Below are 24,928 nucleotides of genomic sequence, written 5' to 3' on the forward strand. Positions count from 1 at the left end.
TTTTATCCCATTTTTATAGGCATTGAAGTGTATAACTTTCCTGTTGCATCAAAGATTGCATTTGGAACAGCTGCTAAAATAGGAGGAGTTCCAGGCTCACCAATACCACCTATTTTTTCACCTGAATTTATAACACTTACTTCAATATCAGGAGCATCTGAAATCCTTGTAACCGTATAATCATAGAAGTTACTTTGAACTGCTGCACCATCTTTAATAGTAATTTCACTACTTAATAAAGTTGCAATTCCGAAGTTAATAGAACTAATCATTTGATTTTCAACATTTTGTGGGTTAAAAGCAAAACCACAGTCAATAGAACACCAAACTTTTTCAACTTTGAAATCATTTTTACCAACTCTTACCTTTGCAATTTGAGCACAAACACTTCCAAATGATTCAACAATAGCAACACCGTATCCTACATTTTCTTCTTTTTTTCTATTTTTCCAATCTGCTTTTAAAGCCACATCATCAAGTAAGTTTATAAATCTTTTATTTGTTAACATAGATTTTCTATATTCAATTGGATCTTTTTTTGCTATATGTGCTGCTTGGTCGATACTACATTCAACTGTTTGAGCTGATTGTGTATGTCCAACTGATCTCCACCAAAGTACAGGAATTGGAGATTCCATAACATGTGCTTGCATATCATGACTATTGATACTATAAGGATGACTTGCTAGCCCTTCTTTTTGGGCACCATCAACTCCATCTTTAAAACCAAAAGCTTCAAAAGGTGAACCTTTAAAAATAGATTGACTTACAACTTTTGCATCAAATGCTGTAATATCTCCATGCTCATCTAAAGCTAATTTAACTTTATTTTTATATTTTGGTCTATAATTTCCAAGTTTTATATCATCTTCTCTAGTCCAAAGTGTAAGAATAGGATAACCTTCATCTTTTGCTACATAAAGCCCATCTAATATAAAGTCTAAATTAATAGCTCCACGTCTTCCAAATGCTCCACCTAAATAAGGAGTATTATAAGTGATATTTGAAGCTTCAACTCCAAGAACTTGTAGTGCTGCTCCAAAAGTTAATGTTTGAGATTGAGCACTTGACCATAAAGTAGCTTTCCCATCTTTATGTAATGCTGCAAAACTTAATGGCTCCATTGCTGCGTGTGCTAAAAATGGGAAATCATAATCAAGTTCGATTACATTTGCAGCTTCTTTAAATGCTTTTGCAGAATCTCCATCTTTTCTCATAGAAGCACCCTCTTTTTGCATTGCCTCTTCGTATTGTTTATCCATATCAGCTGTGCTTATTTTTGCAAATTCCCCTAAATCCCATTCAACTGTAATATCATTTAAAGCCTCTTTTGCTATGTACCAAGTATCTGCAATTACAGCTATTCCTGATGAAATTTGTTTTACTTTTACAACTCCAGCTTTTTTCTCTACTTTACTTGCATCAAAACTTTTAACTTTAGCACCAAAAACAGTAGGATGTAAAACTGCTGCATATTTTAAACCATCAACTCTAATATCTAATCCAAAATCTGCTTTTCCAGTTACTTTAGCCCAAGCTTCTTTTGGATGTCTTGAATGTGGTTTTCCAACAATTGTACAATCTTTTAAGTCTTTTATTTTTGGATCACTTGGAACTTTTATTGAAGCTAATAAAGGAACTAAATCCCCAAAAGTAAGCTCTTCTTTTGTTCTTTTATTTATAACTTTTGAGTTTTTTGTTTCAACATCATAAGTTCTTACTTTCCATTTTTTAGAAGCAGCTTCAATTAACATAAGATTTAATGAAGCTCCTATTTTTCTCATTTCTAATTGTTTTGCAACAATTGAACTTGAACCACCTGTAATCATCAAAGGACCATAAAAATGATTGTAAACAGGAGCCACTTGTGCACCTTTGAAGTTAATCTCTTCCCAGTTTACATTTAACTCTTCTGCAATACACATACCTAAAGTTGTATATGTACCTTGACCCATTTCAACTTGCCCCATAATAAAATTAATTGTATTATCTGATTTGATTTCTACAAAGGCATTTGGTTCTAAAGCTTTTGCTTCTGCTTTTACATCTGATGCTCTTGTTTTAGTTGGAAGATAAAAACCAATAACAAATGCTGAACTTACAAGTGAAGTTGTTTTTAAAAAATCTCTTCTTTGCATCTTAAGCCTCCACTATCGCAGCTTTAATTGCTGTTTTGATTTTATTATAAGTTCCACATCTACAAATATTTCCATTCATAGCTTCTAAAATTTCGTTATCACTTGGTTTTGCATTAGATTTTAATAATCCTGCTGCATTCATAATTTGACCTGATTGACAGTAACCACATTGAACAACATCTTCTTGAACCCAAAACTTTTGAAGTTTTTGAACAGTTTTATCTTCTGTTGTTTCAATAGTAGTAATTTGTGCATTATCTAATGTATTAATAGGTGTTGCACAAGCTCTCGTAGCAACTCCATTTACTAATACTGTACATGCTCCACATTGTGCAACACCACAGCCAAACTTTGTTCCAGTAAGATTTAAAGTGTCTCTTAATACCCATAAAAGTGGAGTATCAGGATTTACATCAACTGAATAAACTTTTTTATCAACAGTTATTTTTATTGACATTTATTTTCCTTTTTATATAAAATTTTAGATATTTATTTTATCCATAAATTAAAATAATTCAAATATTCAAAAATACAAATAACATGGTAAATACTACAAATTTATATTACACGATAAAATTTAGGATATAAAAATAATAAATTTTACTAGACAAAAAAAAAGCTCCTTTTTCAAGGAGCTTTTTCTTAAGGAGAACAAATTTTTTGAGTTTAAAAGGTTCGCGGCCTTTAAACCTTTTTAAGAAGATTCGCATTTCTTCTTAAACATAAAGTAATTATAATAGATCAGCATTAACTGAAATACAATCAATAGTTAACAGAAAGTTAATTTCCCCTTAATAATCATATAAAATCAGTTAATATTGTTTTTAAAGTTCTTTTCTATCAAAAATTTAAGCTCACCTATTTCTGCTCTTAATTTTTTTATCTCATCATTCATATGAGATTCATGTGAATGAACTTCTTCTAAAATATGCTCTTCTTCTTTTTGATTTAAAATTGCCATTGCATCAACAATGATTGCAACAACTAAATTTATCATTACAAAAGTTACTATAAAAATAAAAGGTACAAAAAACACCCATGCATAAGGATAAACTTCCATTATAGGTCTCACTATTCCCATAGACCATGATTCTAAAGTCATAATTTGAAATAAAGTGTAAAAAGACTCACCTAATGTACCAAACCATTCAGGAAATTTTTCTGAAAAAAGTTGAGTTGCCATAATTGCAAATATATAAAAGAATAAAGTCATTAAAGCAATTACAGACAACATTCCTGGAATTACACTAATTAATGCTGAAACTATTTTTCTCATTTGAGGTACTGCTGTTATTAATCTAAATAATCGAAGTACTCTTAAAACTCTCACTATCTCAAATCCTGCACTTGTTGGAATCAAAGATATACTCACAACAAGAAAATCAAATATACTCCATGGATCTTTGAAAAAAGATACTCTATGTACATAAATTCTAAGTATAATTTCAATTGTGAATATTGTTATAACTATTTGATTAAATATTAAAGCATAATCTCCATAATTAGCCATAAATGATTTAGAAGTTTCCAACCCCATTGTAATACCATTTAAAATAATAAGATATATAATAAATTTTGAGAATAAATTACTCTCAACAAAAATTTTTATTTTAGTATTCATTTTGCCTCCAAAAATTTTAGAATAATAGCAAAAAAAAACCTTATAAAGCTATTTGAAAATAATTACTAAATTCTTCACTTGAACTGATAAATTTTTAGTTTTAGTTTTTCTCAAAAATAACTTTAAAACAAGCACCTGTGTACTCTTTACCTTTATATTCATACACTTCATTACAAACGGTAATTAATCCATCATGTCGCTCACTTATAATTTTATTTGCCATTGAAAGACCAAGACCTGTTCCAACAGATTTATGTTTAGATGTAAAATATGGCTCAAATACTCTATTTATTATCTCATTTGGTATTCCACCACCATTATCTTTAAAAGTGATTTCAACTTTATTATTTTCAATTTTTCTTGCTTGAATAAATATAAATCTTTCATTCTCATTTTTAACATTTGCTTTAAGTGCATCTTTTGAGTTATTTATAATATTTATAAAAGCTTCACTCAATTCATTTTTATTTCCATCAATATATAAAGTTTCATCAATATCATCTATTAATACAATAAAATTATTTGAAATAGTTGCACTAATTAAAGAAAAAGTATATTCTAGTACATCTTTTATATTAGTCTTAAAGTGTCTTTTATCTCCTTTTAAAAAATCTCTAAAGTTATCAATAGTATTTGAAAGATATTCTGTTTGTTTTATAATAAGATCAGAAAAATCTGAAATATCTTTTTTACTAAGATCTACACCAAAATCAGATTTTACTTTCATTCCACTTGCACTTGTTGAGATTATAGAAAGTGGCTGACGCCATTGATGAGCGATATTACCTATCATTTCTCCCATAGATGCCATTTTCGATTGTTCTTCCAAAAGCTTAATATTAGCTATATCTCTTATGGATAAAAGTAAATGCTCTTTATCTGGCATTAATGCAATACTAGTATGAACAGTTATTTGTTTTCCATCTTTATTAATACATCGTTTCTCCATATTTTCAGCAAAACCTACTTTTATAGCTTCTTCAATTGCTGCTTTATGTTTATCTCTATCTTCTAGCACAATTAAATCTGAACATTTTTTTGTGAGTAATTCATCTTTTGAATAAGCTATTAAATCACTAAAAGCCTTATTACAATTTATAAAATTTGTATCTAAATCAATAATTGCAATACCATCTTTTATTGTTCTAAATATTGTTTCAAACTCTTTCTTTTGCTCCAATGTAATAAGTTCAAGTCTTTTCTGCTGAGTTATATCTCTAAATGAAACATATATATAATCTTTATCAAACAATTTTATAGAAACGGCATTTACCATTACATCTATAATTGTTCCATTTTTTAATTTATGCTTTGATTCAAATCTATCCCAACCTTGTTTAAGCATACGATTTTGAGTCTCTTTTATTAGCTCATCATCGTGTAAAACTTCAATATTTTTTATTCCTAAATTTAAGAATTCACTTTTTGTATAACCATATAATTCACAAGCTTTAGGATTTACATCATCAAATTTGCCACTTAAAACATCATAAAGAACAATAGCATCTAAAGATCTATCATAAATTGACCTAAATTTAATATTTGTTTTTTCTATATTTTTTTGATACTCTTTTCTATCATCTATATCTGTATGAGTTCCAATAAGTCTAATTGCCTTTCCATCTCCATCTCTTTGTACAATAATACCACGATCAAGAATCCATTTATAGCTACCATTTTTACAAAGTACTCTATGCTCATTTTCATAGGTCTCTGTTCTTCCTTCTAAATGATTATTTATATCTATATATACTTGTTTTAAATCATCAGGGTGAACTCTTTTCTCCCACTCTTCAAAGGTATTTTGAATCTCATGTTCTTCAAAACCAAGCATATTTTTCCATCTTTTAGAGAAATATACTTCATTAGTTTTTTTATTCCAATCCCAAAGTCCATCTCCACTTCCTTCAACAGCAAATTTCCATCTAAATTCACTATCTTCTAAAAGAGTTTTTTGTTTAAGAAGATCAGTTGTTCTTTTTTTTAATTCATTCTCTAATTTATCATTATAATTTTCTAAAATTTCATTATTTTTAGCAAGTAATTTTTCATATCTGTAAGCAAACCATGCAAACAATAAAGCTATGATTGTTATTAAAGCATAAATCATATTAGTTCCATTTCACATATTATTTTTTTTCTAAAGTAAATATCCACTTACCATTTGGAACAACAACATCAAACTCTAAAGTATCCTTCCCTTTAAAATTTTTACTTTTAGAAAGTAGTGGCCGTTGTTCAATATCAGGATCAAAACCTTCTAACTGATATTCAAAACCATTGTCAACAATTTTTTGTTCAAGTGATTTCATAATACCATCTACATAAAGAATTACAGTAGAAAAACCCCAAAACTTTTCAGTTTCACCACTATTATTAAATATAGGTTTTCTCGCGATTAATGCATATTTTCCATTTTGAATAAGTTTGATTGGACCCACAAAAGTTATACCTTTTTTTTCAATAGCTAAAAGAGCACCATCATCTCTTCTTTTATCTTTTAAAAGATCATGTCCCATTGCACTTTTATTTTCTTCATAAGGATAAACATTTGACACAATACCATCTTTTGCAAACTGCAAACATGCTACAGAATCTTTACCTTCCATAAGATCTTTTGCCCAATTATTAAAATCTTTTGTGTCATAATTATTTTGTTTAAGTAGAAGTATTTGAGAATCAACAACTGTTGTTCCTTGTGATATTTTTGATTGGATTTCATTGATAATATTTAACATTAATAAATTTGCTTTATCAGAATTTCTTTTATTTTCTTTTTCTTCATAAAACATATAAAAACTAATTAAAGTTGAAAAAACCACAATAAATGTTATAAAAAAACTTATTATTGGTTTTTTTTCTTTCAAAATATTAGACATTGAATCTCCTTAAATTTACAATTATAACTTAATATATAGAATTTTAAAAATAAATCTGTTTGTAAATTATATAAATTATCAATTAGAATATTAAAATTAAAATAAGTTTGTAAAAAAGAAAAAGCCTATAAGTTGGCAGACAATGTCGGATTTGAACCGACGGTAGGTTTCCCTACGCTATCCTTCCAAGATAGTGGATTAAACCGCTCTCCCAATTGTCTGTATAAAAAAGTATGTTGTATTATAACTCGCCGGTTATAATAACTGGTACATATAAAGTAAAAAGTCTTGTAATTCTGCCCTGACTAATTCCGGTCAAAAATTAAGAAAAAATGTAAAAAATTTGTTTGATTATTTGGATAAGAAAAGTGGAGGAGGTAGTCTCCTTAACAACTAATCAAATATACGCCAATAAATAGGCATTCTAACAATATTGAAATCATCAATAGGCCAAAACGATAGGCCATTTTTTATACACTTTACAATTAATAAATCTACGTTGGATTATATTAGACTCTCAAAATTTATTACAAAAAAACATTAATTTCTTTTGAAAGGATTGAATTATAACCTATAATTTCTTATTAAAGATAAAATTTACCTATATTACCTATACATCCTATATTTCTTACTATATCTATGATTATATGTTTATATCTTTTCTGAAAAAAAAGATTTTTTAAATCTTTTCAAAAGAAAAGCTATCCATATATCTATACTAAAACTCTCACTATTCCAAGACTCTTCTCATAGATATTATTTAATCGAATACTAAATAAACAAGGAGATTAAATGACATTACTACCGAAAGAAATAGAAGAAAAATTACCACCACTTTACGCAACTGAGAAAATTGCTACAAAAGACAAGATAGTAAAGATTAAATTCTTTACCCCTGATAGCTCATGGACTTGGTATGTGGTTGAGTATGATAAAGAAGACAAAATATTTTTTGGCTATGTAGATGGCTTGTATCCCGAGTGGGGTTACTTTAGTTTAATAGAACTAGAGGAAGTAACAGGCCCTTTGGGATTAAAAATAGAAAGAGATTTACATTTCAAAGAAAAACCATTTGGAAAAATAGAATTACAATGATATAGATTAAAAAATCAAAAATATAGAAAATTAGACCAAAAAAGAAAAAAACAAGGAAGAAACAAATGAATAAATATAATCCAAGAACTGAGTATTTCAACAGAAAAAATAAAACTCAAAGAAACAATGATAGTGGAAGAGAAAACCATAAAAATACAAATAGCATAGGTGGTTGTAGCTGTAATTATATAATTAACACTACAACTGAACAAAAAGATACAAAATTAAAAAAAGAGAAATAAAATGAAAAAGTTTGATGAATTAAATGAGTCTTTACAAAATGAAATTATTGATATTTGTAAAGATGATATATATGACTTAAACCCAAGGTTTCTGTACGTAAATATATATTTCAGTACAGGATCTACTCGAATGCTTTCAGAATTATTTGAAGTACCAGAGGCATTAATTATAAAGATAAAAGAAGAAGGAGAAAATTAAAAATGATACAAGAAGATATATCGATTATGTATTAGAAAAAGATGGATAATCCCATCTTTTTAACAACTTAATTTTAGAAGTATTTTTTTATAACCATACATTAAATTAAAAGATGGTGATTTTGAGCAAGGGAGTCTTTTACATAAACCTTATAGAAAATATAATTGATTTTTATATTAGTTACATGCAACAATATGAGAAGCAATAATTTTACCATCACATTCTAAAATAAATTTCTCTACACCTGCTAATCTAAACCAATTACGAATAGGACTTCTATATAAATATAGTTTATCACCTTCTTGAATTTTTGATTTAAATCCTTCCCAAAAAGTATTCATTTTTCCAAAAGGAACAGGTTCTTCCCAAAGTTGTCCATAAACTAAATGTTCTTTTTCTGCTTGTTCAATTGTATATTCTTTTTTATAAGGGAAATACCATAAGTATGGATACATTAGGAAAAATTTAACTGGATGCATTTTTATCATTTTAACTCCTGAAATATTTAGGATAATAGGTACTTTTTGATTAAAAGATTATGAGTGATAAATAAACTTATTTAAATAGTTGAGAATGCGTTCCAATTCTAAGAAGTTGTAAAGTATTATCATTTATCATGTAAATAACAAGTAAATCGCCACTTATATGAAATTCTTTTGTATCTTTCCAATCTCCTGTTAAAAAATGATCTCTGGCTTCTTGAGGCAATTCTTCATTATTTAAAAGTAACGAGATATACAAAAATAGTTTTGCACTATTTGTAGGATTTAATTGAGCTTTTTTTAAATCTTTTGTGAAGATTTTATGAACAGATAAATCAAGCACCTAAATCCTTTTTTAAATCCTCTAAACTAACTTTTGTCATATTTTTATTTGCTCTTGCATCTTTAATAGCTTCAAGTGTTTCATCATTTGGAATTTTTATTTCAAAAGGAATTCCTCTTTCCAAAACAGACTGTGTTAAAAATATATTAAAAGCTTCACTTAGTCCTAAACCATATTGTTTAAATATCTCTTGAGCTTTCTCTTTTGTAGTTGCATCAAGGTAAACATTTGTTCTAACTTTATTTGTTGTTGCAGTCATTTCAAATCCTTTATTTATTAAAGAATTATAACACACAATGTGTGTTATTGTCAATTTGATTTTGAGGAAATGAGTTCATAATTTGAAAAGAGATAATTTGCTAAAGCATATAAAATATATTATTTTATTCGCATTTATTTATATTTTCAATATAGAATTTTAAAAATAAAAGTTTTAAATATCTAAAGTATTTAAAAAATGCATTCACGTTATTGGATTTTAATGGTATTTAGATAAAATAATTTTGAATTATATTTTACTAAGTATAGGTTTTTAGAAAATAATTATTAGGTGTTAGGAATAGTATGAGTTTAACAACAAATTTACATGGAAGATTGAGAAATACACATTTACCAACAAGTCAAGGATTAATGCCTTTGTATGAGGCAGTGGTTAATTCTATTCATTCTATAGAAGAATCAGACATGGCAATTCAAGATGGAAAAATAGTTATTGAAATTTTAAGAAAGCCACCTCAATCTGAAATAAATTTTGAGAATAATAAAAAAGGTATTACTACACAAAATGATATTGTTGGATTTAAAGTTATAGATAATGGTGTTGGGTTTAACGATAATAATTTAAAATCATTTGAAACATTAGATAGTGAACATAAAATTGACAAAGGATGTAGAGGAATTGGTCGTTTATTATGGTTAAAAGCTTTTGATGAAATAGAAATAGTAAGTACTTTTATAGACAATCAGAAATTAATAAAAAGACTTTTATCATTTAATGCTAGAGCAGGTGTAAGCCAACCGTCAAATCAGATTTTAGAAAATGGAGACATTAAGACAACTATATATTTAAAAAAATTTAAAGAAGAGTATAGAAAAGCATCTTTTAAAACCACAAATAAAATAGCAGAAAATCTTTTGGAACATTGCCTATGGTATTTTATAAGAGATATAGGTGTTCCTAATATAATTGTTAAAGATACAGAAGAAGAAATTTCATTATTCGATTTGTATGATCAATATATGTTATCTTCCGCAAATACAGATTTTGTGATTATTAAAAATCAAAAATTTGATATAACGCATATTAAATCAAAACCTGTATCTTCTAAGAATCATACTATGGTATATATTGCAGGAAGTAGATTTGTAAAAGAAGAAAATATAGAACAAAAAATTCCAGGTCTTTATGGAAAACTTAAAGAAAATGATAATGAATTTATTTATAGCTGTTATATAAGTGCTGAATTCTTAGATGAAAGAGTTCGTCCAGAAAGAACAGGTCTTGATATAGTTGAAAATGCTGAAGGACTTATCGAAGATATAGAAATATCTTATAAAGATATTAGAGATGCAGTATTTATTAAAATTAAAGATTTTTTATCTCCCTATTTAGAAGAAAATATAACTGAAAGCAAAAAAAGAATTAATAATTTTATTGATACAAAAGCTCCGAGATATCGACCAATTATGTTAAGAATCCCTGATGAACAATTAAATATTAATCCTGAGATGACAGACAAAGAATTAGATGTAATACTTCATAAACATCTTTATGAAATAGAAAAGAATGTATTAGAAGAAGGTCATTTAATTATGGAACTTAAACAAAATGAAACATTTAAAGATTATCGACATAGAGTACAAGAATACTTATCTACTGTAGAAGATATAAAGAAATCTGACTTAGCAAATTATGTATCACATAGGAAAGTAATTTTAGATTTATTTGAAGCATCTATTCAAAAACAACCTAATGGTAAATATGTTAGAGAAGATTTGATACATGAACTAATAATGCCTATGCAAAAAGAATCAAATGAATTACAATTTGAGGATATGAATCTTTGGTTATTAGATGAAAGACTTGCTTTTCATAATTATTTAGCTTCAGATAAAACGCTTAGTTCTATGTCCATTACTGATTCAAAGTCTACAACAGAACCTGATTTACTTTCTTTACATGTGAGAAACAATCCTATTCTAGTTTCTGAAAATAATAATGCTTCTTTAGCTTCAATAATAATTGTAGAAATAAAACGACCTATGCGAAATAATATGAAAGCTGGTGAAAAAGATGACCCTATTGAACAGTCATTAGGATATTTAAATAGAATTAGAGAGGGAAAAGTAACAACTGCTCAGGGGAGACCCATTCCTAACGCAAAGAATTTGCCAGGGTTTTGTTATATAGTGGCTGATTTAACAGAGACATTAATTTATCGTTGTAAAATGTCAAATTTAACACCTACTCATGATGGTATGGGCTATTTTGGATTTAATAAAGAGTTTGAAGCATATATAGAAGTAATATCTTTTGACAAGCTTGTTCAATCAGCAAAAGAAAGAAATAGAGCTTTCTTTGATAAGCTAGGTCTACCTACAGTTTAATTGAATCTTTAAAAGAGAGGTATATATGGAATTAACATTTTATACAAAACCTAGAGGTTTTAAAATCCCTGAAACAAGTAATCTAAAAGTTTATCTGACATTGGATAATTGGAATGATTTTAGTTATCGTACGCTATATGAAATAACACTTTTTGATGAGAATGGAAAGAAACATGATTTAGGATATATAAAGATTGCTAATTTTGGTCAAACTATAGAATCACGGATTAAACTAGAAAATGAATTTGATGCTTTGGATGAAAGATATTTCTCTTTAGGTCAAGGTACTGATTATTATTCATCAATTCAAGCTTTAAGTTTAGAATTAAAAGAATTATTTTTATTAAGTATAAAAGACATTGTGTTTGACGAAGAATTACAAAGAAGGGCTTTAGAAGAAAATGTAACTCAAATTTCATTATTAAGAGATACTACTTTAGTTACTTTAACAGGGCAATATAAAAGAATATTATCGGGTGGAGCTATTTTGACTCCATATAATTTTTCATATCAAATGATACAAACTGAAATTCAAGCAGGTTACGAACTATCATTTGATGTAGAACCTGAGTCTAACCCACCTACAAATATACACGTACTAATAGGAAGGAATGGCGTTGGGAAAACTCATTTACTCAATAATATGATAGAAAGCTTTATAGGAATTGATAGTGTTAGTGGTAGTTTTCAACAAGCTGAAGATATGTTTGGAGATACAGGGGAATTTTTTTCTCGTGTGATATCAATATCATATAGTGCTTTTGATCCATTTAAACCTTATATAGAAGTAGATTATCCAAATTATTCATATATTGGGTTAAAGAAAACAGGAGAATCAGCTTTAAAAAATGATGTAGAGTTAGCTAATGAATTTGCAGATAGTATATTAAGAGATATGAATCGAGCAAAAATAAATCAATGGTTGAATACAGTAAGAACTTTAGAATCTGACCCTCTTTTTGCAAGAGTTAATATCACTCAAATTATTAATGAGTCTTTTAATAGAGAACAGATAATTCATTTGTTTAAAAGATTAAGTTCGGGTCATTCAATTGTTTTATTAACAATAACTAAACTAGTTGAAAAAATAGAAGAAAAAACATTAGTATTATTAGATGAACCTGAAGCACATTTACATCCACCACTCCAATCTTCATTTGTAAGAGCATTATCTGATTTATTAATAAATAGAAATGCAGTTGCAATAATAGCAACTCATTCTCCTGTGATTGTACAAGAAATTCCTATGAATTGTGTATGGAAATTAAGTAGATATGGTTATAGAGCAAATGCAGAGAGATTTGTTTCAGAAACATTTGGAGAATCTATAGGAAAAATAACCCGTGAAGTTTTTGATTTAGAAATTAATGAATCGGGTTTTTATAAATTGCTTTCTGATGATGTAAATAATGGTATGTCATATGAACAAGTTATTCAAAAGTACAATGATCAATTAGGTTTTGAGGCAAAACTACTATTGAGATCACTTTTAAATAGTAGTAACCGTGGAGGAGTTGTTTAATGATAGTAGTAGATAAACCAAAATTGAATAAAATAGATGTTTTTAATACTTGTTGTGCAAAGGTTACTTCGTCTAAAAAAAGTTCTATCCAAAAATATTTATATACTTTTTTATTAAATAGTGCATCTTATGAAAATAGAGCATTAAATGCAGAGTTATATTTATTAACGTCTACTATTATTCCAATTGATAAAAATCAACATTGTGGAAATATTGATGAGTTAAAAAAACTATACTCAGGGCAAATGGTTCCGGAAGATAAACCCGCGAGATACTTTTATGATGAATTAATGTTATTAGCACCATTAAATAAATGTCCTTATTGTGGTATTGGAAAAGTCTCAACACTTGACCACTATTTACCAAAGTCAATATTTCCAGTATTTTCAATACTGCCAAATAATTTAGTAGCTAGTTGTAAAGATTGTAATACTGGCAAATCAACCAGTTATGCAAGTACAAAAAATACACAAACTTTACATCCTTATTATGACAATTATACAAATGAACAATGGTTATATGCAAGAGTTTTACAAACTTCACCTGTTTCAATACAGTTTTATGTTAATGCTCCAGCAAATTGGTCTCAGGTAGATAAAGATAGAGTACAAGAACATTTTAATAGTTACTCGTTATCTGAAAGATTCTCTGTTGAAGCAGCAAATACTTTAGCTTATTTAAGAGATGAGTTCATATTGCACAATAGTAATTCTGATGATATTCAACAAGAATTGGAAAAAAAAGCAAGAACTTATGAGCATAGATATAAAAATTCTTGGGAAACAGCAATGTTTCAGGCATTATCACAAAGTCAATGGTATTGGTATGGAGGTTATAGATAAATATCCAATAATAAATTACTTTTCTCAACAAAGTATTTTAGAAATATAAATATAGTTAAACTCTGTAATCTTGCTTATTTAAAATTTTTTTCAGATAATAAGACAAAATGCCTAAAGGGGCATTTTGTTGTTTATAATATTAATTTAATTACTTAATGAATTTCTTTTTTTATAGCAGAAATAATATCATCTACATAATTGAAACATTCTATTTTATATTTTTTAAGTCCTGAAATAATATAAAGATTATCATTTTCCTTAACTAATGATGCTTCATCTAATAAAAAAGCATTAATAAATGATTGTATAAATTTTCTATCATTTATTAACGTTAAATCTTTAAAGATCTCAAAATTATTTATAAAATTAATATAATTATATATGGGGATTTTTCTTTCATCATGATTGGTTATCTGCATTCCAACAGTAATTTCTTCATTTTCACCTAACTTATAATCATTAATTAAAATGCCTGCTATATCTTTTTGTCTCATATCATCTATATAGCTATTCCATAAATCTTTAGAATGTGAAAATCCTTGAAGTAAGGTTACTATGATATCTTTATCTTTAATCTCATTTATATATAACCCAATAGCAATATCAATTTTTTTTGATAAATCAAAGTTTTTATTAGAAATAAACATCTTTAATATTTCAATAATTCTATCATCGTTATTTTTAATAAAAGCAAGTTGATCTAACAAATACATGTAATCTTTTTGAAATGATATTTCATCATTACAAGAATTGTGTCTTTTAGTAAGAGCCTCATATAAATATTTTATAATTTTTTCATTTGTTTGGTCTTTCTTATAAATTTCAATAGCTAATTTTTCTAATTTATATTGACTGAAAATATCAATATTATCATCATTAATCAAAACAAAAAATTTATTTGTCAATTCACTTAACATATTTTGTGATAACTTATAATCAAAGATATTATTTATATTCTTTTCTAGTATTTCAGAAAAATCATTTTCTGAAAGTTCACTTTCTTCATTATCTTCTTCTCGTGTATCTTCTTCACTATCTTCACTATCTTCACGATCTTCACTATCTTCACTATCTTCACTATCTAATTTATGATATACCTCTTCTAATTCTTCTTTAAATTTAGCTAATTTACCTTTATAAGATACATCATAATCAGATAAATTATCAATTATATTTAAGGCAAATTTTTGAGTACAAAGATTCAACTTAACTTTTGACTTTAATACTTCTCCTACAACATCTAGAAAATCATTATCAAAAATTCTTTTTGAAATTAAAAATAAATAAATATCATCTCTATAACTTTGAAAGTTAGGAGATTTACTAATAAAATTTTTTATAGTTAAAATAATTACTTCTCTATCAACTATAATCAAATTATTCAGACAAAGATAAAGTAATCTATCATTCCTGTGTTTTAAAGCATAATTTATCAATTGAATTAGTATAGACTTTTCATAAATTCTTGAAATAATAATTTCTAGAGCAATATTATTTTCAGAACAATAGGCTAACCAATCAAGAGTCGTTTTATATATTAATTCACTTTTTCCTATTTCTTCATTATCTTGAAGTTCACTTAAACATATCAGATTAAACAAATTAGTTGTAAAACCAATAATATCTTGAGGTTCTTCATAAAAAGCATCAAACAATAAGTTTTTATTTTCAATTAAATTTATTAAAAATTTAAAAAACTGTTCTTTCTGTAAATCAAATTTATTGTTTCCAATAATTTCTTTTATAATATGATTATCAAGTTTAGAAACATATCTCGCTGAAAAATATTCTAAAAAACTTAAATGTATAAATTCATAACTATTATCTAAAGGATTTCTATTATCTATGCTTATTCTTTTTAATAAACCTAGTTTTAAAATATAATTCTCAAAAAAACTTCTAAGTTCATTAAACCTTTGTCTTTTAAGTATAGTGCCTTCTAAAATTTGGACTCTATTTGTCATTGCTTCAAATGCAATTTCACTAAAATAATCAAGAATTAATTCTTTTCTATCCTGTAACTTTTCTATATCTTTGATTTCAGTATATTCATCAAATAATACTTCTATAATCTGCGAATAAATTTGAAATATTGTGTCTGGTTTTATTTCTTGTTTATTCAACCAAATTTTACATATCATTTCTAATAATAGAGGATTACTAGCCAATTCTTCTAGTTTTTTATTTTCTTCAATAAACTGTATTAAATTATTTTTTAGTTGATTATTCTCTTTAAAATAAGTTACAATATAAGATTTTATTTCTTTTTTCTCTAAGCCTAAAATTTCATATTTATCAAATGTTTCAAATTCATTAAATTGAAGACCGTATGAGCGGCTAGTAAAAATAATATTATTTAAATTATATTTATTTATTTCTTCAAATAATTCTACTTTATTATTTTTATCTAATTCATCATAACCGTCAAAAAGAAAAAGTACATTATTACTAGATCTTAATAATTCTGTAGCATCTATTTTAGAATCTAAAGAGTAATAAATATTATTAATAAAATTATTTAATCCTTGTTGTTTCCATTTTTTTAGTGGTAAGTATATAACATACTCATATAGATCCATGAACTCTTTATTTGAATACCATAAATAAGTTATATATTGTAGTAATGTAGTTTTACCCATACCCGGTGCACCAATAATTAATTGTTTTTTATTAACATCTAAATTTTTTAACAGATTAGAAATAGAAAGTTTTTTTTGAGAACTTAAACTAAAAATATTTATACTTGTATTTTTAATATCCATTTTTAAATCAGTAAAAGAACTTTCAATTTTTTCAAATTTTGATTTATAATATTTTTCTAATATTTTTTGGAAATTTATTAAATGCTCATTCTCTTTTTCAAAGAAATAACTTGATAAATCTTTATGATCAAGGGATACGAATAAAGATTCGAAATAACTTTTTGTATACCAAATTATATTTATATTTTGTTTTTTAGCTTCCTCTTCAATTTCAATTAGAGCTTTAGGACGCCTTTCAGGAGTGCGCTTATGTTGATTTTGTCCCCATTCACTATTTGTATATATATAAAGATCTGTTAAATTCTTATATTTTATTCTACATTTTTCAATAATACCAAGCAAATCATTTTTATGAGCTGTTAAAAGTCCATCATAAAATTTTGCTTGCCATCCAATTATTTTATTGCCAACCTGAATAGGCTCTGTTTCTATGGCACTTTGATTTTTATATCTAAAGATACCAAACTTTTTATCCTGTTCTCTACAAAAAAGATTATAACAAAACCATTCAAAAATGTTTTCTTCTTTTCCACTAAATTTATTTCTAAAAAGATCCCAATTATCTTTAACCATAAATATCCATTTAAATTTATTTTTAACAATATATCTAAATATTATTAAATTTTGTAGTTTTATTTATAATTAAACCTCTAACCGTTCATCTAAACAACTAACTTTTAATCACCTAAATGCTCGACCTACAGGAGTAAGTAAGATAAGGCTACATATAATCATTAGGATTAAACTTATAAGGGCTAAAAAATGAGTAAATACTACGCTTACATTAGAGTATCAACAGACAAACAAACATTGGAAAATCAAAAACATAAAATCTTAGAATTTGCATTTAATAAAAAAATTCAAATTGAAGATTTTATAGAAGTAGAAGTATCAAGTAAAAAAAATCAAAAAGAAAGACTTATTGAAGATTTATTTTTAAAATTAAAAGAGAGTGATACTTTAGTTGTAACAGAGCTTTCAAGACTTGGAAGAAATATGTTAGAGATTTTAAATCTTATTGAAAAATTTAATTCAAAAAATATAAAACTAATTTTCATAAACCAACCAGAACTTTCAACTGATAATTCTGCATTATCAAATTTACTAATTTCAATCTATGGATATTTTGCACAAACAGAAAGAGAAATCATAAGTGAACGAACAAAACAAGGATTAGCAGTTGCAAGAGCAAAAGGAAAAATTCTTGGAAGACAAAAAGGTCAAATAGTAAAAAGTCAATATGATGAGCATAAAGAGAAAATTGAAGAACTTTATAAACTTGGATTATCTGTTCAAAAGATAGTTAAGTATATTGGTATTGGTACTCAACCATCTTTGAGAAGTTTTATTATAAACAGGCTATAAAGTTATTTGTCCAGTTAAAATAACTTTTAACTATATTAAATAACAAAAATAAGGAAAATCAGAGATATGATTATAAAAGAAAAGAACAATATATCTATGAAATTAAATTTCATTTTATAACCTTATTCAAATAATATTTAATATTATACAATTCAAATGACTCTCAAATGACTCTTTTTTCAAAAAGATCAGTAAATTATAAATATTAATTGTTTAATTTCCTTTAATGAAATGAAGTATTATTTGTTTCTCTATATTTCAACGAGAAATGATTTTTAGATTGAAAGTTGTATTAATGTAAGAGAAAATATCTTCTGTGGCTATACTAAAGTGGTATAAAATTAAATTAAGATACCTTTAAATTTATTTGTCGCATTTAGTCCATTTATGTAAAGGTCTCCGATTTAGTGACTAAATAAACTTAGAGTTTTTTTAAATTTAGCAATTCTTTTATTTATTATTAAAAAAGAGTCATTTGAGAGTCATTTGAATTGTATAATTATTTGTTAAAAAAAGATAAGAAAAAAACGTGAAAAAATTGTCTAGTTTATTACTTAATAACTTATGGCAAAAAAAAGTTAAGCTTACTATTTGCACTACATTATTATGCAGGATATTGAAGGTTTAATAAAGGCTTACTATTGATGTTATTTACAGTAGACACAATAGTTTAACATTTACAGGTATGTAAAAATCAAAGGAATAAAAATGAAAAAATATATTTTAATATTAACTATATTAGTTAGTAATATAATGTTTGGTAGTGAGATAGGACTAAAAGGAATACAATTAGGAGATGATGGTAACTCTTCTTGTTCAAAAATGGAAAAAATTATTATTGATAAAATAGATATTTGGAAACCTTATTTTAACGAAAAAAGTTTTCGTAAAACTGAGAAACTATGTGGTCTTATAGTTTCTAATGACTTAACTATAGGTTTAGAAATGGATCAAAATAATAAAGTACAAAGAATTAGACTTCATTCACGATATTTTGGTTTTAATATGGCTGATAGCAAAAAAGTAGTTGCACAGGGGCTAATAAGCAATCTTCCTTGGATAAAAAATCTAGAGACTAACTTATCAAGAGATAAAAAAAGCTTTGATTATGAATATATAGATTTTAATGAAGGATTTAAAATTACTATTAGTGATGGAATAATAGTAACACTTGAAAAGACTGCAAAGTTAAATTTTTAATCAATTTATACTAGCTCATACATAATTAAAAGAGCTAGTTTTGATTATAAATCAAGAGCATTACATAATATTGTCAATAAAATAACCAAGAATTATTTTATTTTACTTCTATATAAACTTATTAAATACATTGATAATAATTGAAATAAAGGTATGTTTTCTTTTTCTTCCAAGATATTTTGACTAACTAAATTATCTGCATTAAAATTATCTCTATACTTTTGAATTAAAATACTTCCTTTTTTAAAAAAAGTTTCTAAATCTAAATATTCAGAAGTTCTATTATTATCTTCAAATAACCTTTGTAATAAATTTGAAGAAGGTATATTTTTGCATAATTCTTTAGATTCTTTTAAAAAGTTTTGATAGTCATTTGGTAATTTACTATTTATAAATTTTTCTATATCTTTAAATATATCTTTTTTAATTGAAATTTCTTGGAAGTTTTTTCCTGAACCTAAAAATACATAAATAAGCCAATCTTCCCCAGGGTTGATTGATTTATCTACTGCTGAATGATTCATTAAGGTAACAGTCATATTCCCACCTTTAAAGAAGTGTCTTCTGAACTTAGAACCGGCATTTCTTGTAGGTGGTTTATTAAATTCTTTTTTCTTATAAGTATTTAAATTATTGAATTTAGATTCTTTCTGATTATTCTCAATTAATAAACTAAAATCAATATTATTATGTTCTACAACACTATTCTTATCCAATTTAGTTTTAAGTGCTTTTCCTAAAGCAAAACTCATATGAGGACAAACTGCATTACCTATTTGTTTCCATTTTGTACTTTCTGTTCCTGTAAAATTAAATACATAAGGAAAACCCATTAGTGTAGCGATTTCTCTAATAGTTGGAAGTCTATATTCTCCATCTCCACTTCTTTTATATTCACTCTTAAATATCAATGATTCTCTAGTACTTCCACCTCTTGTTGCCATAACTGTTCTACTAGGTTTATTTTCATTTTCAGGAAAAGACATTGTTCCCATAAAAGGATGATTTTGTTTTGCTCTTTGAGCTTGTTCCCATTCCATTTCATATAATCCACTATCATAAAAATGATCTGTTAATTCAGATATAGGAAATTTTAAACTTGGATAATTTGGGTCTACAATTTGTTCTTTAATATTTTTCTTTTGTAAAGGACTTGGAATATTAGCTCTAATATTTCCTAAAACTATTTGAGTATTTAAATCATGTGTTTTAATAGGTTTTACAAATTCTTCACTAATAATATTATTTTTACTATCTCTTTGTATAAACTCCCCACATATAAATCTTTCTCTTTTTTGTGGAGACCCATAATGATTTGAATTTAGTACTTCTCCATTATCTTGTACATTTAATGCTATTTTTGTTTTCTCAATACCATTTTTCTCTGCCCAATTTGATAAATTCAAATCTTCAAATGTATAAGTTTTTTGTACAAAATTTTTAGAATTTGGTACATTCTCCATATACCAAGCTTTTAAAATAGTATCTTTTTTATGTTTTTTGACAGCAACAACTCTTAGGAAAGCTTCTATTAATCTAATCCCTAAACTTTTATCTGCTTTCCCTGCTTTATTAGCCATAGAAAATGAAACACAAGGAGGACTTCCAATAATTATATCAGTATCTTCTAATTCTTCAATTTCTTCATCTTTTTCAAAATCTAAAACACTTTTTGTTTCATCATTTAATCCAAAATTTAAATTATGAGTATTTATTGCTGGTTGCCATAAATCAATTCCTCTAACTGGCTTAAAACCTTGTTGTCTAAAACCCTCTGAAAATCCACCGGCTCCACAAAAAAAGTCCATAAATGTATAAATTCTAGGTGAATTAGCACTTTCTGATTCAATTATATTTTCATTCATTATAAATTAACCTCTATAATTCTATCAATCACATCAATCGGTAAAAAACAATCTTGTTCATTGTAAGTATTTATCCATTCTTCTATATTTTCTATTTTTATCAATTCTTCATCTTCCAATAACTCTGATATTTTTTCTAAAGAGATATTATATTTATTCATAACTTCTTTCATTTCATTAACTGTAATTACAGGTAAATTATTAAGCCATGTATTAATAGAATTTCCAAGTTCTTCATTTATTAAGAATCTTGAACTTCTACCTTTAAATTCAACATAAACTTTTGTATTATCTCCATTAATTACATTTTCAATTAATATTGGTTCTTTCACAATTAGAAGTTGTGAATTTATTAATTCTTGTTGTTTACTAATGTCCATAATACCTCCTGTCTAATTTAGTTGCAATTATATTAGAAAATTCTAAAAAGATCAAGTTTTATTGCAATTAGCAATAGAAATTTCTCAAATTTATGATAATTATGATTCATTAATCTTGCTAATCAAAGTCAATAATGGCATAATTTATTCGATTATATTAATGGATAAAAAAGATACAAACTATTATTTATATGTGCTAAAAATAAAATAAAAATTATTAAGAAATTTTTACATGAGAAATAATTCATAAGAGAATAAAAAATTAAAATGGTAGTAAAGAATGGATAATAAATATATTGATGTTAGTTCAATTTCAAAAAGAGCAAGTGAAAGTATAGGTTTAACAATACGAGAGATTTGTGATAGTTCAAGTATTGATATTAAAGAATTAAATATCAAAAATAAAGGAAATATTGGAAATCTAATTGAAGAACATTGGTTTAGTATAAAAAACAATAATTCTCCTCTTCCAGATTTTGCTGAAGCAGGGATAGAATTAAAAGTTATCCCTTTAGCTAAAAATAAAGATAATTCATATTTTGTAAAAGAACGAACAAAAATTTGTAGTATTGATTATCATAAGCTCATAGATGAAGAATGGGATAATTCTCATGCAAAGATTAAAATTAATAAAATTTTATTTATGTACTATTTTTATGATAAATCAGATATTTTAAATTCAACAATAAAAAAAATAGATTTATTTGAATTAAAAGGAAATGATGAGCTAGTTATCTCAAATGATTGGAATTCGGTACATAATTATGTAAAAGAGGGGAAGGCTCATGAATTATCAGAAACTATTAGTCATGTTCTCGCAGCTTCAAGAAGTGGAAGTGGAGGAACAGATAAATATGGTGTTTTAAAAGATTTAGTTAGTCAGCCTATAAAAACTTATGAGGATAAAGCATTAAAAAGAGCTTTCTCTTTAAAACAATCATTTACTAATCAAAGATGGAATGAAATAAATAAAAAGAAATATGAATCTATTTTAGAAACTTTACATATCTCAAATGGAAATTTTGAAGAAGAAATTCTCTCGAAACTCAAATTATTAGAAGATTTAACATTAGGTGAGGTTGCAAAAAGATTTAATATAAACGTTCCTAGTGGGAAAAATGCAGCAGCTACAATTATTAAAAAATCTATAGGTTTTAAAAATGTTAATTCAAGAATTAAAGAGTTTGAACAATTAGGTATACAAGTAAAAACTATTTCTACAAGAAAAAGTGATTTTAAACCATGGGAAGCAGTTTCTTTTCCTACATTCAAATTAAAAGAATTAGTTAAAGAACAATGGGATGAAGGAATTGATGAGGAAGAAGGTCTTACTTGGGAAAGATGTTCTTTTAAAGAAGAGATAAATCGTATTCTATTTATACCTATTTTAAAAAATGAGAAGGAGGGTGTTCCTACTGATGAAAAAGTAATAGGAAAAGCATTTTTTTGGAGTCCTTCTTCTACTGAATTAGAAATTATTAAAAAAGAGTGGGGAAATTATATAGATGAAATTAATAATGGAAAAGTTGAAATTACAAGAAAACCAATTAAAAATGGATATAAAGAAATAAGCAAATTAAGTAAAGAATCAGATACTAAAGTTATACATATTAGACCTCATTCAAAAGATAGAAAAGATAGAGATGAAGACCATTTAGGAAACTCTATTGTAAAACAATCTTTTTGGTTAAACAAAAACTTTTTACAAAAATTGTTGAAAAATAATTATAATATTAGTTAAAAACTTAAAGTTATTTAATAAAATATTCTTATTTTATGTTACTTATGAATAATAAAGAATAATTAATATTATTTTAATAATTCTTGGATAATATATCAATCCAATTTTTATCAAGGAAATAACATGGAAAAAAAAACAGATAGTTATCCTGAATTTGAATATATAAAATTTTTTATATTATTAGTAGTGTTTTTTTCATCACCATTTCTTGCCTTATTTTTTCAAGAAAACCCATCTGATTTATTGCAAAATACAATAACAAAAGAACCAGTTTTATTCTTATATAATTTATTTTTAGCTTTCTTTCTTAGTTTAATTTTCACTGTTACAAGATTATTATTTAAAATACATATTTTTAGTATTAAGAAAGAAATTCTTAATAAAGATGAATTAAGAAAGAGTATCGACACATTAGGTGATGAAAATCAGATTAATTTCTTTAACAAACTTGTATCTATAAATTTTAAGCATATAGATAAGTATTTTACAGAAACTAGTAACCAAGCAAATAAGGCTTTTTTTTCTACAGTGGGCGTATCAGTGATAGGTTTTCTTATAATTGCATTTGGTGTAATTTTATTATTATTGGGCAAAGATAATTCTGGATATATGAGTGTTGCATCGGGTACAATAGTTGAAGTTATAAGTGCTCTTTTCTTTAAATTATATAATAATACTGTATCCAAAATGAGTGAATATCACCAAAAACTCCTATTAATTCAGAATATAGGTTTATCTTTAAAGATTTCAGAATCATTACCTGAGACAGAAAAAGTCTTAACACAGACAAAACTTATTGAGTCTTTGACAACAAATATTAATGAATATTTAGTAGGGAAGAAATAAATTTAGTAAAAAACTTTAGAAATTTTATGACTTATTTTATGAAATAATTATAATTCAAGTCATTATTCTTCCCTAATATATAAATTTATATTGAAAATATATTCACCTTAAGTATATGAAATAAGATTAAACCGTTCGCTCAAATTTTTTATAATTAATTTAAAAAGGACTAAAATGAAAGAACTTACACCTTACATAACTTTAATACTTGGTGCTATAATAGGTTTTTCAACAACAATATTAAGGGATTATATTCAAGATAAAAAGAAAAATATAAAAGAACAAAATGAATTGGCTTTAAAAAGACTAGAAGAAATATTTATTTTGACAAATAAATTAACTAATATTGCATTAACAAATTTTTCAAATCTTATGGCAGGAAAAGAAACAAATATAAATGAAGAAGAAGTTTCAGGAAATAGATCATTCAAAATAAGAGCTTATTTCCCAGAATTAAAGGAAACTAATAATAAATATATAACAAAATATACTGAATTTCGTTTAATACAGATGAATATCTATTTAAAGTATGCAGATTCAAAGTTTATTACAAATGAAGAAAAAATAGATTTGGAAAAATTAACTAAAGAGTTTACAGAAATTTCAAATGAAATGCTTGGTTTAATAATCAAAAAAACAGAAAAATATAATTAATCATTAGTAGTAGTTGATAATTAAATATTATGTCTTTTCTAAACAGAAATAAAAAATAATGGTATTGAGTGTTGGGACGCAAAGAATTTAGCCAGCGCGCGCATTCACACTTGGCCACCTTACGCATAATGATTTGGCCAGCGTG

Annotated in this window: 22 protein-coding genes and 1 tRNA gene; 11 read left to right on the top strand and 12 right to left on the bottom strand. The window is 25.8% G+C overall.

Annotation, left to right across the window (positions count from 1 at the left end; all coding sequences use genetic code 11):
• Positions 1-2: 2 nt before the first annotated feature.
• The 6 genes from ABVS04_RS02800 to ABVS04_RS02825 form a co-directional block, all read right to left on the bottom strand.
• On the bottom strand, positions 3-2,138 hold the full coding sequence (locus ABVS04_RS02800) for a molybdopterin cofactor-binding domain-containing protein (RefSeq protein WP_368029144.1): 2,136 nt from the start codon (positions 2,136-2,138) through the stop codon (positions 3-5).
• A gap of 1 nt (position 2,139) precedes the next feature.
• Complete coding sequence (locus ABVS04_RS02805) at positions 2,140-2,595, bottom strand: (2Fe-2S)-binding protein (RefSeq protein WP_368029145.1); 456 nt, start codon at positions 2,593-2,595, stop codon at positions 2,140-2,142.
• A gap of 351 nt (positions 2,596-2,946) precedes the next feature.
• Positions 2,947-3,759, bottom strand: a complete 813-nt coding sequence (locus ABVS04_RS02810; RefSeq protein WP_368029146.1) for an ion transporter — start codon at positions 3,757-3,759, stop codon at positions 2,947-2,949.
• Positions 3,760-3,859: 100 nt separating this feature from the next.
• Entirely contained in the window at positions 3,860-5,869 is a 2,010-nt protein-coding gene (locus tag ABVS04_RS02815) for a PAS domain S-box protein (RefSeq protein ID WP_368029147.1), read from the bottom strand.
• Positions 5,870-5,888: 19 nt separating this feature from the next.
• Positions 5,889-6,638, bottom strand: coding sequence for a CHASE domain-containing protein (locus tag ABVS04_RS02820; RefSeq protein WP_368029148.1), 750 nt, complete (start codon positions 6,636-6,638; stop codon positions 5,889-5,891).
• Positions 6,639-6,771: 133 nt separating this feature from the next.
• A tRNA-Ser gene (locus tag ABVS04_RS02825) sits at positions 6,772-6,859 on the bottom strand.
• 571 nt (positions 6,860-7,430) lie between these two features.
• Here ABVS04_RS02825 and ABVS04_RS02830 point away from each other — a divergent pair.
• From ABVS04_RS02830 to ABVS04_RS02840, 3 genes are all read left to right on the top strand, one after another.
• Positions 7,431-7,733: a DUF2958 domain-containing protein gene (locus ABVS04_RS02830; protein WP_368029149.1), complete on the top strand. Its 303-nt coding sequence runs from the start codon at positions 7,431-7,433 to the stop codon at positions 7,731-7,733.
• 65 nt (positions 7,734-7,798) lie between these two features.
• The gene (locus tag ABVS04_RS02835) at positions 7,799-7,975 is read left to right on the top strand and encodes a hypothetical protein (protein ID WP_368029150.1); all 177 of its coding nucleotides are present in this window, start codon (positions 7,799-7,801) and stop codon (positions 7,973-7,975) included.
• Between the two features lies 1 nt (position 7,976).
• Positions 7,977-8,174, top strand: coding sequence for a hypothetical protein (locus ABVS04_RS02840; protein ID WP_368029151.1), 198 nt, complete (start codon positions 7,977-7,979; stop codon positions 8,172-8,174).
• Positions 8,175-8,350: 176 nt separating this feature from the next.
• Here the strand turns inward: ABVS04_RS02840 and ABVS04_RS02845 are convergent, their stop codons facing one another.
• From ABVS04_RS02845 to ABVS04_RS02855, 3 genes are all read right to left on the bottom strand, one after another.
• Entirely contained in the window at positions 8,351-8,662 is a 312-nt protein-coding gene (locus ABVS04_RS02845) for a hypothetical protein (protein ID WP_368029152.1), read from the bottom strand.
• A 67-nt stretch (positions 8,663-8,729) separates the two neighbouring features.
• Positions 8,730-8,999 carry a type II toxin-antitoxin system YafQ family toxin gene (locus tag ABVS04_RS02850; RefSeq protein WP_368029153.1) on the bottom strand — a complete coding sequence of 90 codons (270 nt, stop codon included), beginning with the start codon at positions 8,997-8,999 and terminating at the stop codon, positions 8,730-8,732.
• The gene (locus ABVS04_RS02855) at positions 8,992-9,258 is read right to left on the bottom strand and encodes a type II toxin-antitoxin system RelB/DinJ family antitoxin (RefSeq protein WP_129094293.1); all 267 of its coding nucleotides are present in this window, start codon (positions 9,256-9,258) and stop codon (positions 8,992-8,994) included. Before ABVS04_RS02855 ends, ABVS04_RS02850 begins: the two co-directional genes overlap by 8 nt.
• 305 nt (positions 9,259-9,563) lie before the next feature.
• Between ABVS04_RS02855 and ABVS04_RS02860 the strand changes: the two genes are divergently transcribed.
• The 3 genes from ABVS04_RS02860 to ABVS04_RS02870 are packed head-to-tail and all read left to right on the top strand — an operon-like array spanning position 9,564 to position 13,970.
• Entirely contained in the window at positions 9,564-11,606 is a 2,043-nt protein-coding gene (locus tag ABVS04_RS02860; RefSeq protein ID WP_368029154.1) for an ATP-binding protein, read from the top strand.
• Positions 11,607-11,631: 25 nt separating this feature from the next.
• The gene (locus ABVS04_RS02865; RefSeq protein ID WP_368029155.1) at positions 11,632-13,128 is read left to right on the top strand and encodes an AAA family ATPase; all 1,497 of its coding nucleotides are present in this window, start codon (positions 11,632-11,634) and stop codon (positions 13,126-13,128) included.
• Entirely contained in the window at positions 13,128-13,970 is an 843-nt protein-coding gene (locus ABVS04_RS02870) for an HNH endonuclease (RefSeq protein ID WP_368029156.1), read from the top strand. Before ABVS04_RS02865 ends, ABVS04_RS02870 begins: the two co-directional genes overlap by 1 nt.
• Before the next feature lie 152 nt (positions 13,971-14,122).
• On the opposite strand, the gene ABVS04_RS02875 is transcribed toward ABVS04_RS02870, so the two are convergent.
• Positions 14,123-17,305: an NACHT domain-containing NTPase gene (locus ABVS04_RS02875; RefSeq protein WP_368029157.1), complete on the bottom strand. Its 3,183-nt coding sequence runs from the start codon at positions 17,303-17,305 to the stop codon at positions 14,123-14,125.
• A 189-nt stretch (positions 17,306-17,494) separates the two neighbouring features.
• On the opposite strand from ABVS04_RS02875, the gene ABVS04_RS02880 reads away from it, so the two are divergent.
• Positions 17,495-18,097, top strand: a complete 603-nt coding sequence (locus ABVS04_RS02880; RefSeq protein WP_368029158.1) for a recombinase family protein — start codon at positions 17,495-17,497, stop codon at positions 18,095-18,097.
• Between the two features lie 708 nt (positions 18,098-18,805).
• Positions 18,806-19,297 (top strand): hypothetical protein, encoded by a 492-nt coding sequence (locus ABVS04_RS02885; RefSeq protein ID WP_368029159.1) that lies wholly within the window; start codon positions 18,806-18,808, stop codon positions 19,295-19,297.
• A gap of 92 nt (positions 19,298-19,389) precedes the next feature.
• On the opposite strand, the gene ABVS04_RS02890 is transcribed toward ABVS04_RS02885, so the two are convergent.
• Positions 19,390-21,162: a DNA cytosine methyltransferase gene (locus ABVS04_RS02890; protein ID WP_368029160.1), complete on the bottom strand. Its 1,773-nt coding sequence runs from the start codon at positions 21,160-21,162 to the stop codon at positions 19,390-19,392.
• Positions 21,162-21,542 carry a hypothetical protein gene (locus ABVS04_RS02895; protein WP_368029161.1) on the bottom strand — a complete coding sequence of 127 codons (381 nt, stop codon included), beginning with the start codon at positions 21,540-21,542 and terminating at the stop codon, positions 21,162-21,164. Before ABVS04_RS02895 ends, ABVS04_RS02890 begins: the two co-directional genes overlap by 1 nt.
• Positions 21,543-21,822: 280 nt before the next feature.
• Here ABVS04_RS02895 and ABVS04_RS02900 point away from each other — a divergent pair, with 280 nt between their 5' ends.
• The 3 genes from ABVS04_RS02900 to ABVS04_RS02910 all read left to right on the top strand — a co-directional run bounded on the left by ABVS04_RS02900 (position 21,823) and on the right by ABVS04_RS02910 (position 24,783).
• Positions 21,823-23,283, top strand: a complete 1,461-nt coding sequence (locus ABVS04_RS02900) for a MutH/Sau3AI family endonuclease (protein WP_368029162.1) — start codon at positions 21,823-21,825, stop codon at positions 23,281-23,283.
• A 123-nt stretch (positions 23,284-23,406) separates the two neighbouring features.
• Positions 23,407-24,129, top strand: a complete 723-nt coding sequence (locus ABVS04_RS02905; protein WP_368029163.1) for a hypothetical protein — start codon at positions 23,407-23,409, stop codon at positions 24,127-24,129.
• 174 nt (positions 24,130-24,303) lie between these two features.
• Positions 24,304-24,783 (top strand): hypothetical protein, encoded by a 480-nt coding sequence (locus tag ABVS04_RS02910; RefSeq protein WP_368029164.1) that lies wholly within the window; start codon positions 24,304-24,306, stop codon positions 24,781-24,783.
• Positions 24,784-24,928 lie beyond the last annotated feature (145 nt).

It is taken from the genome of Arcobacter sp. s6, assembly GCF_040884245.1.
Classification (GTDB): domain Bacteria; phylum Campylobacterota; class Campylobacteria; order Campylobacterales; family Arcobacteraceae; genus Aliarcobacter.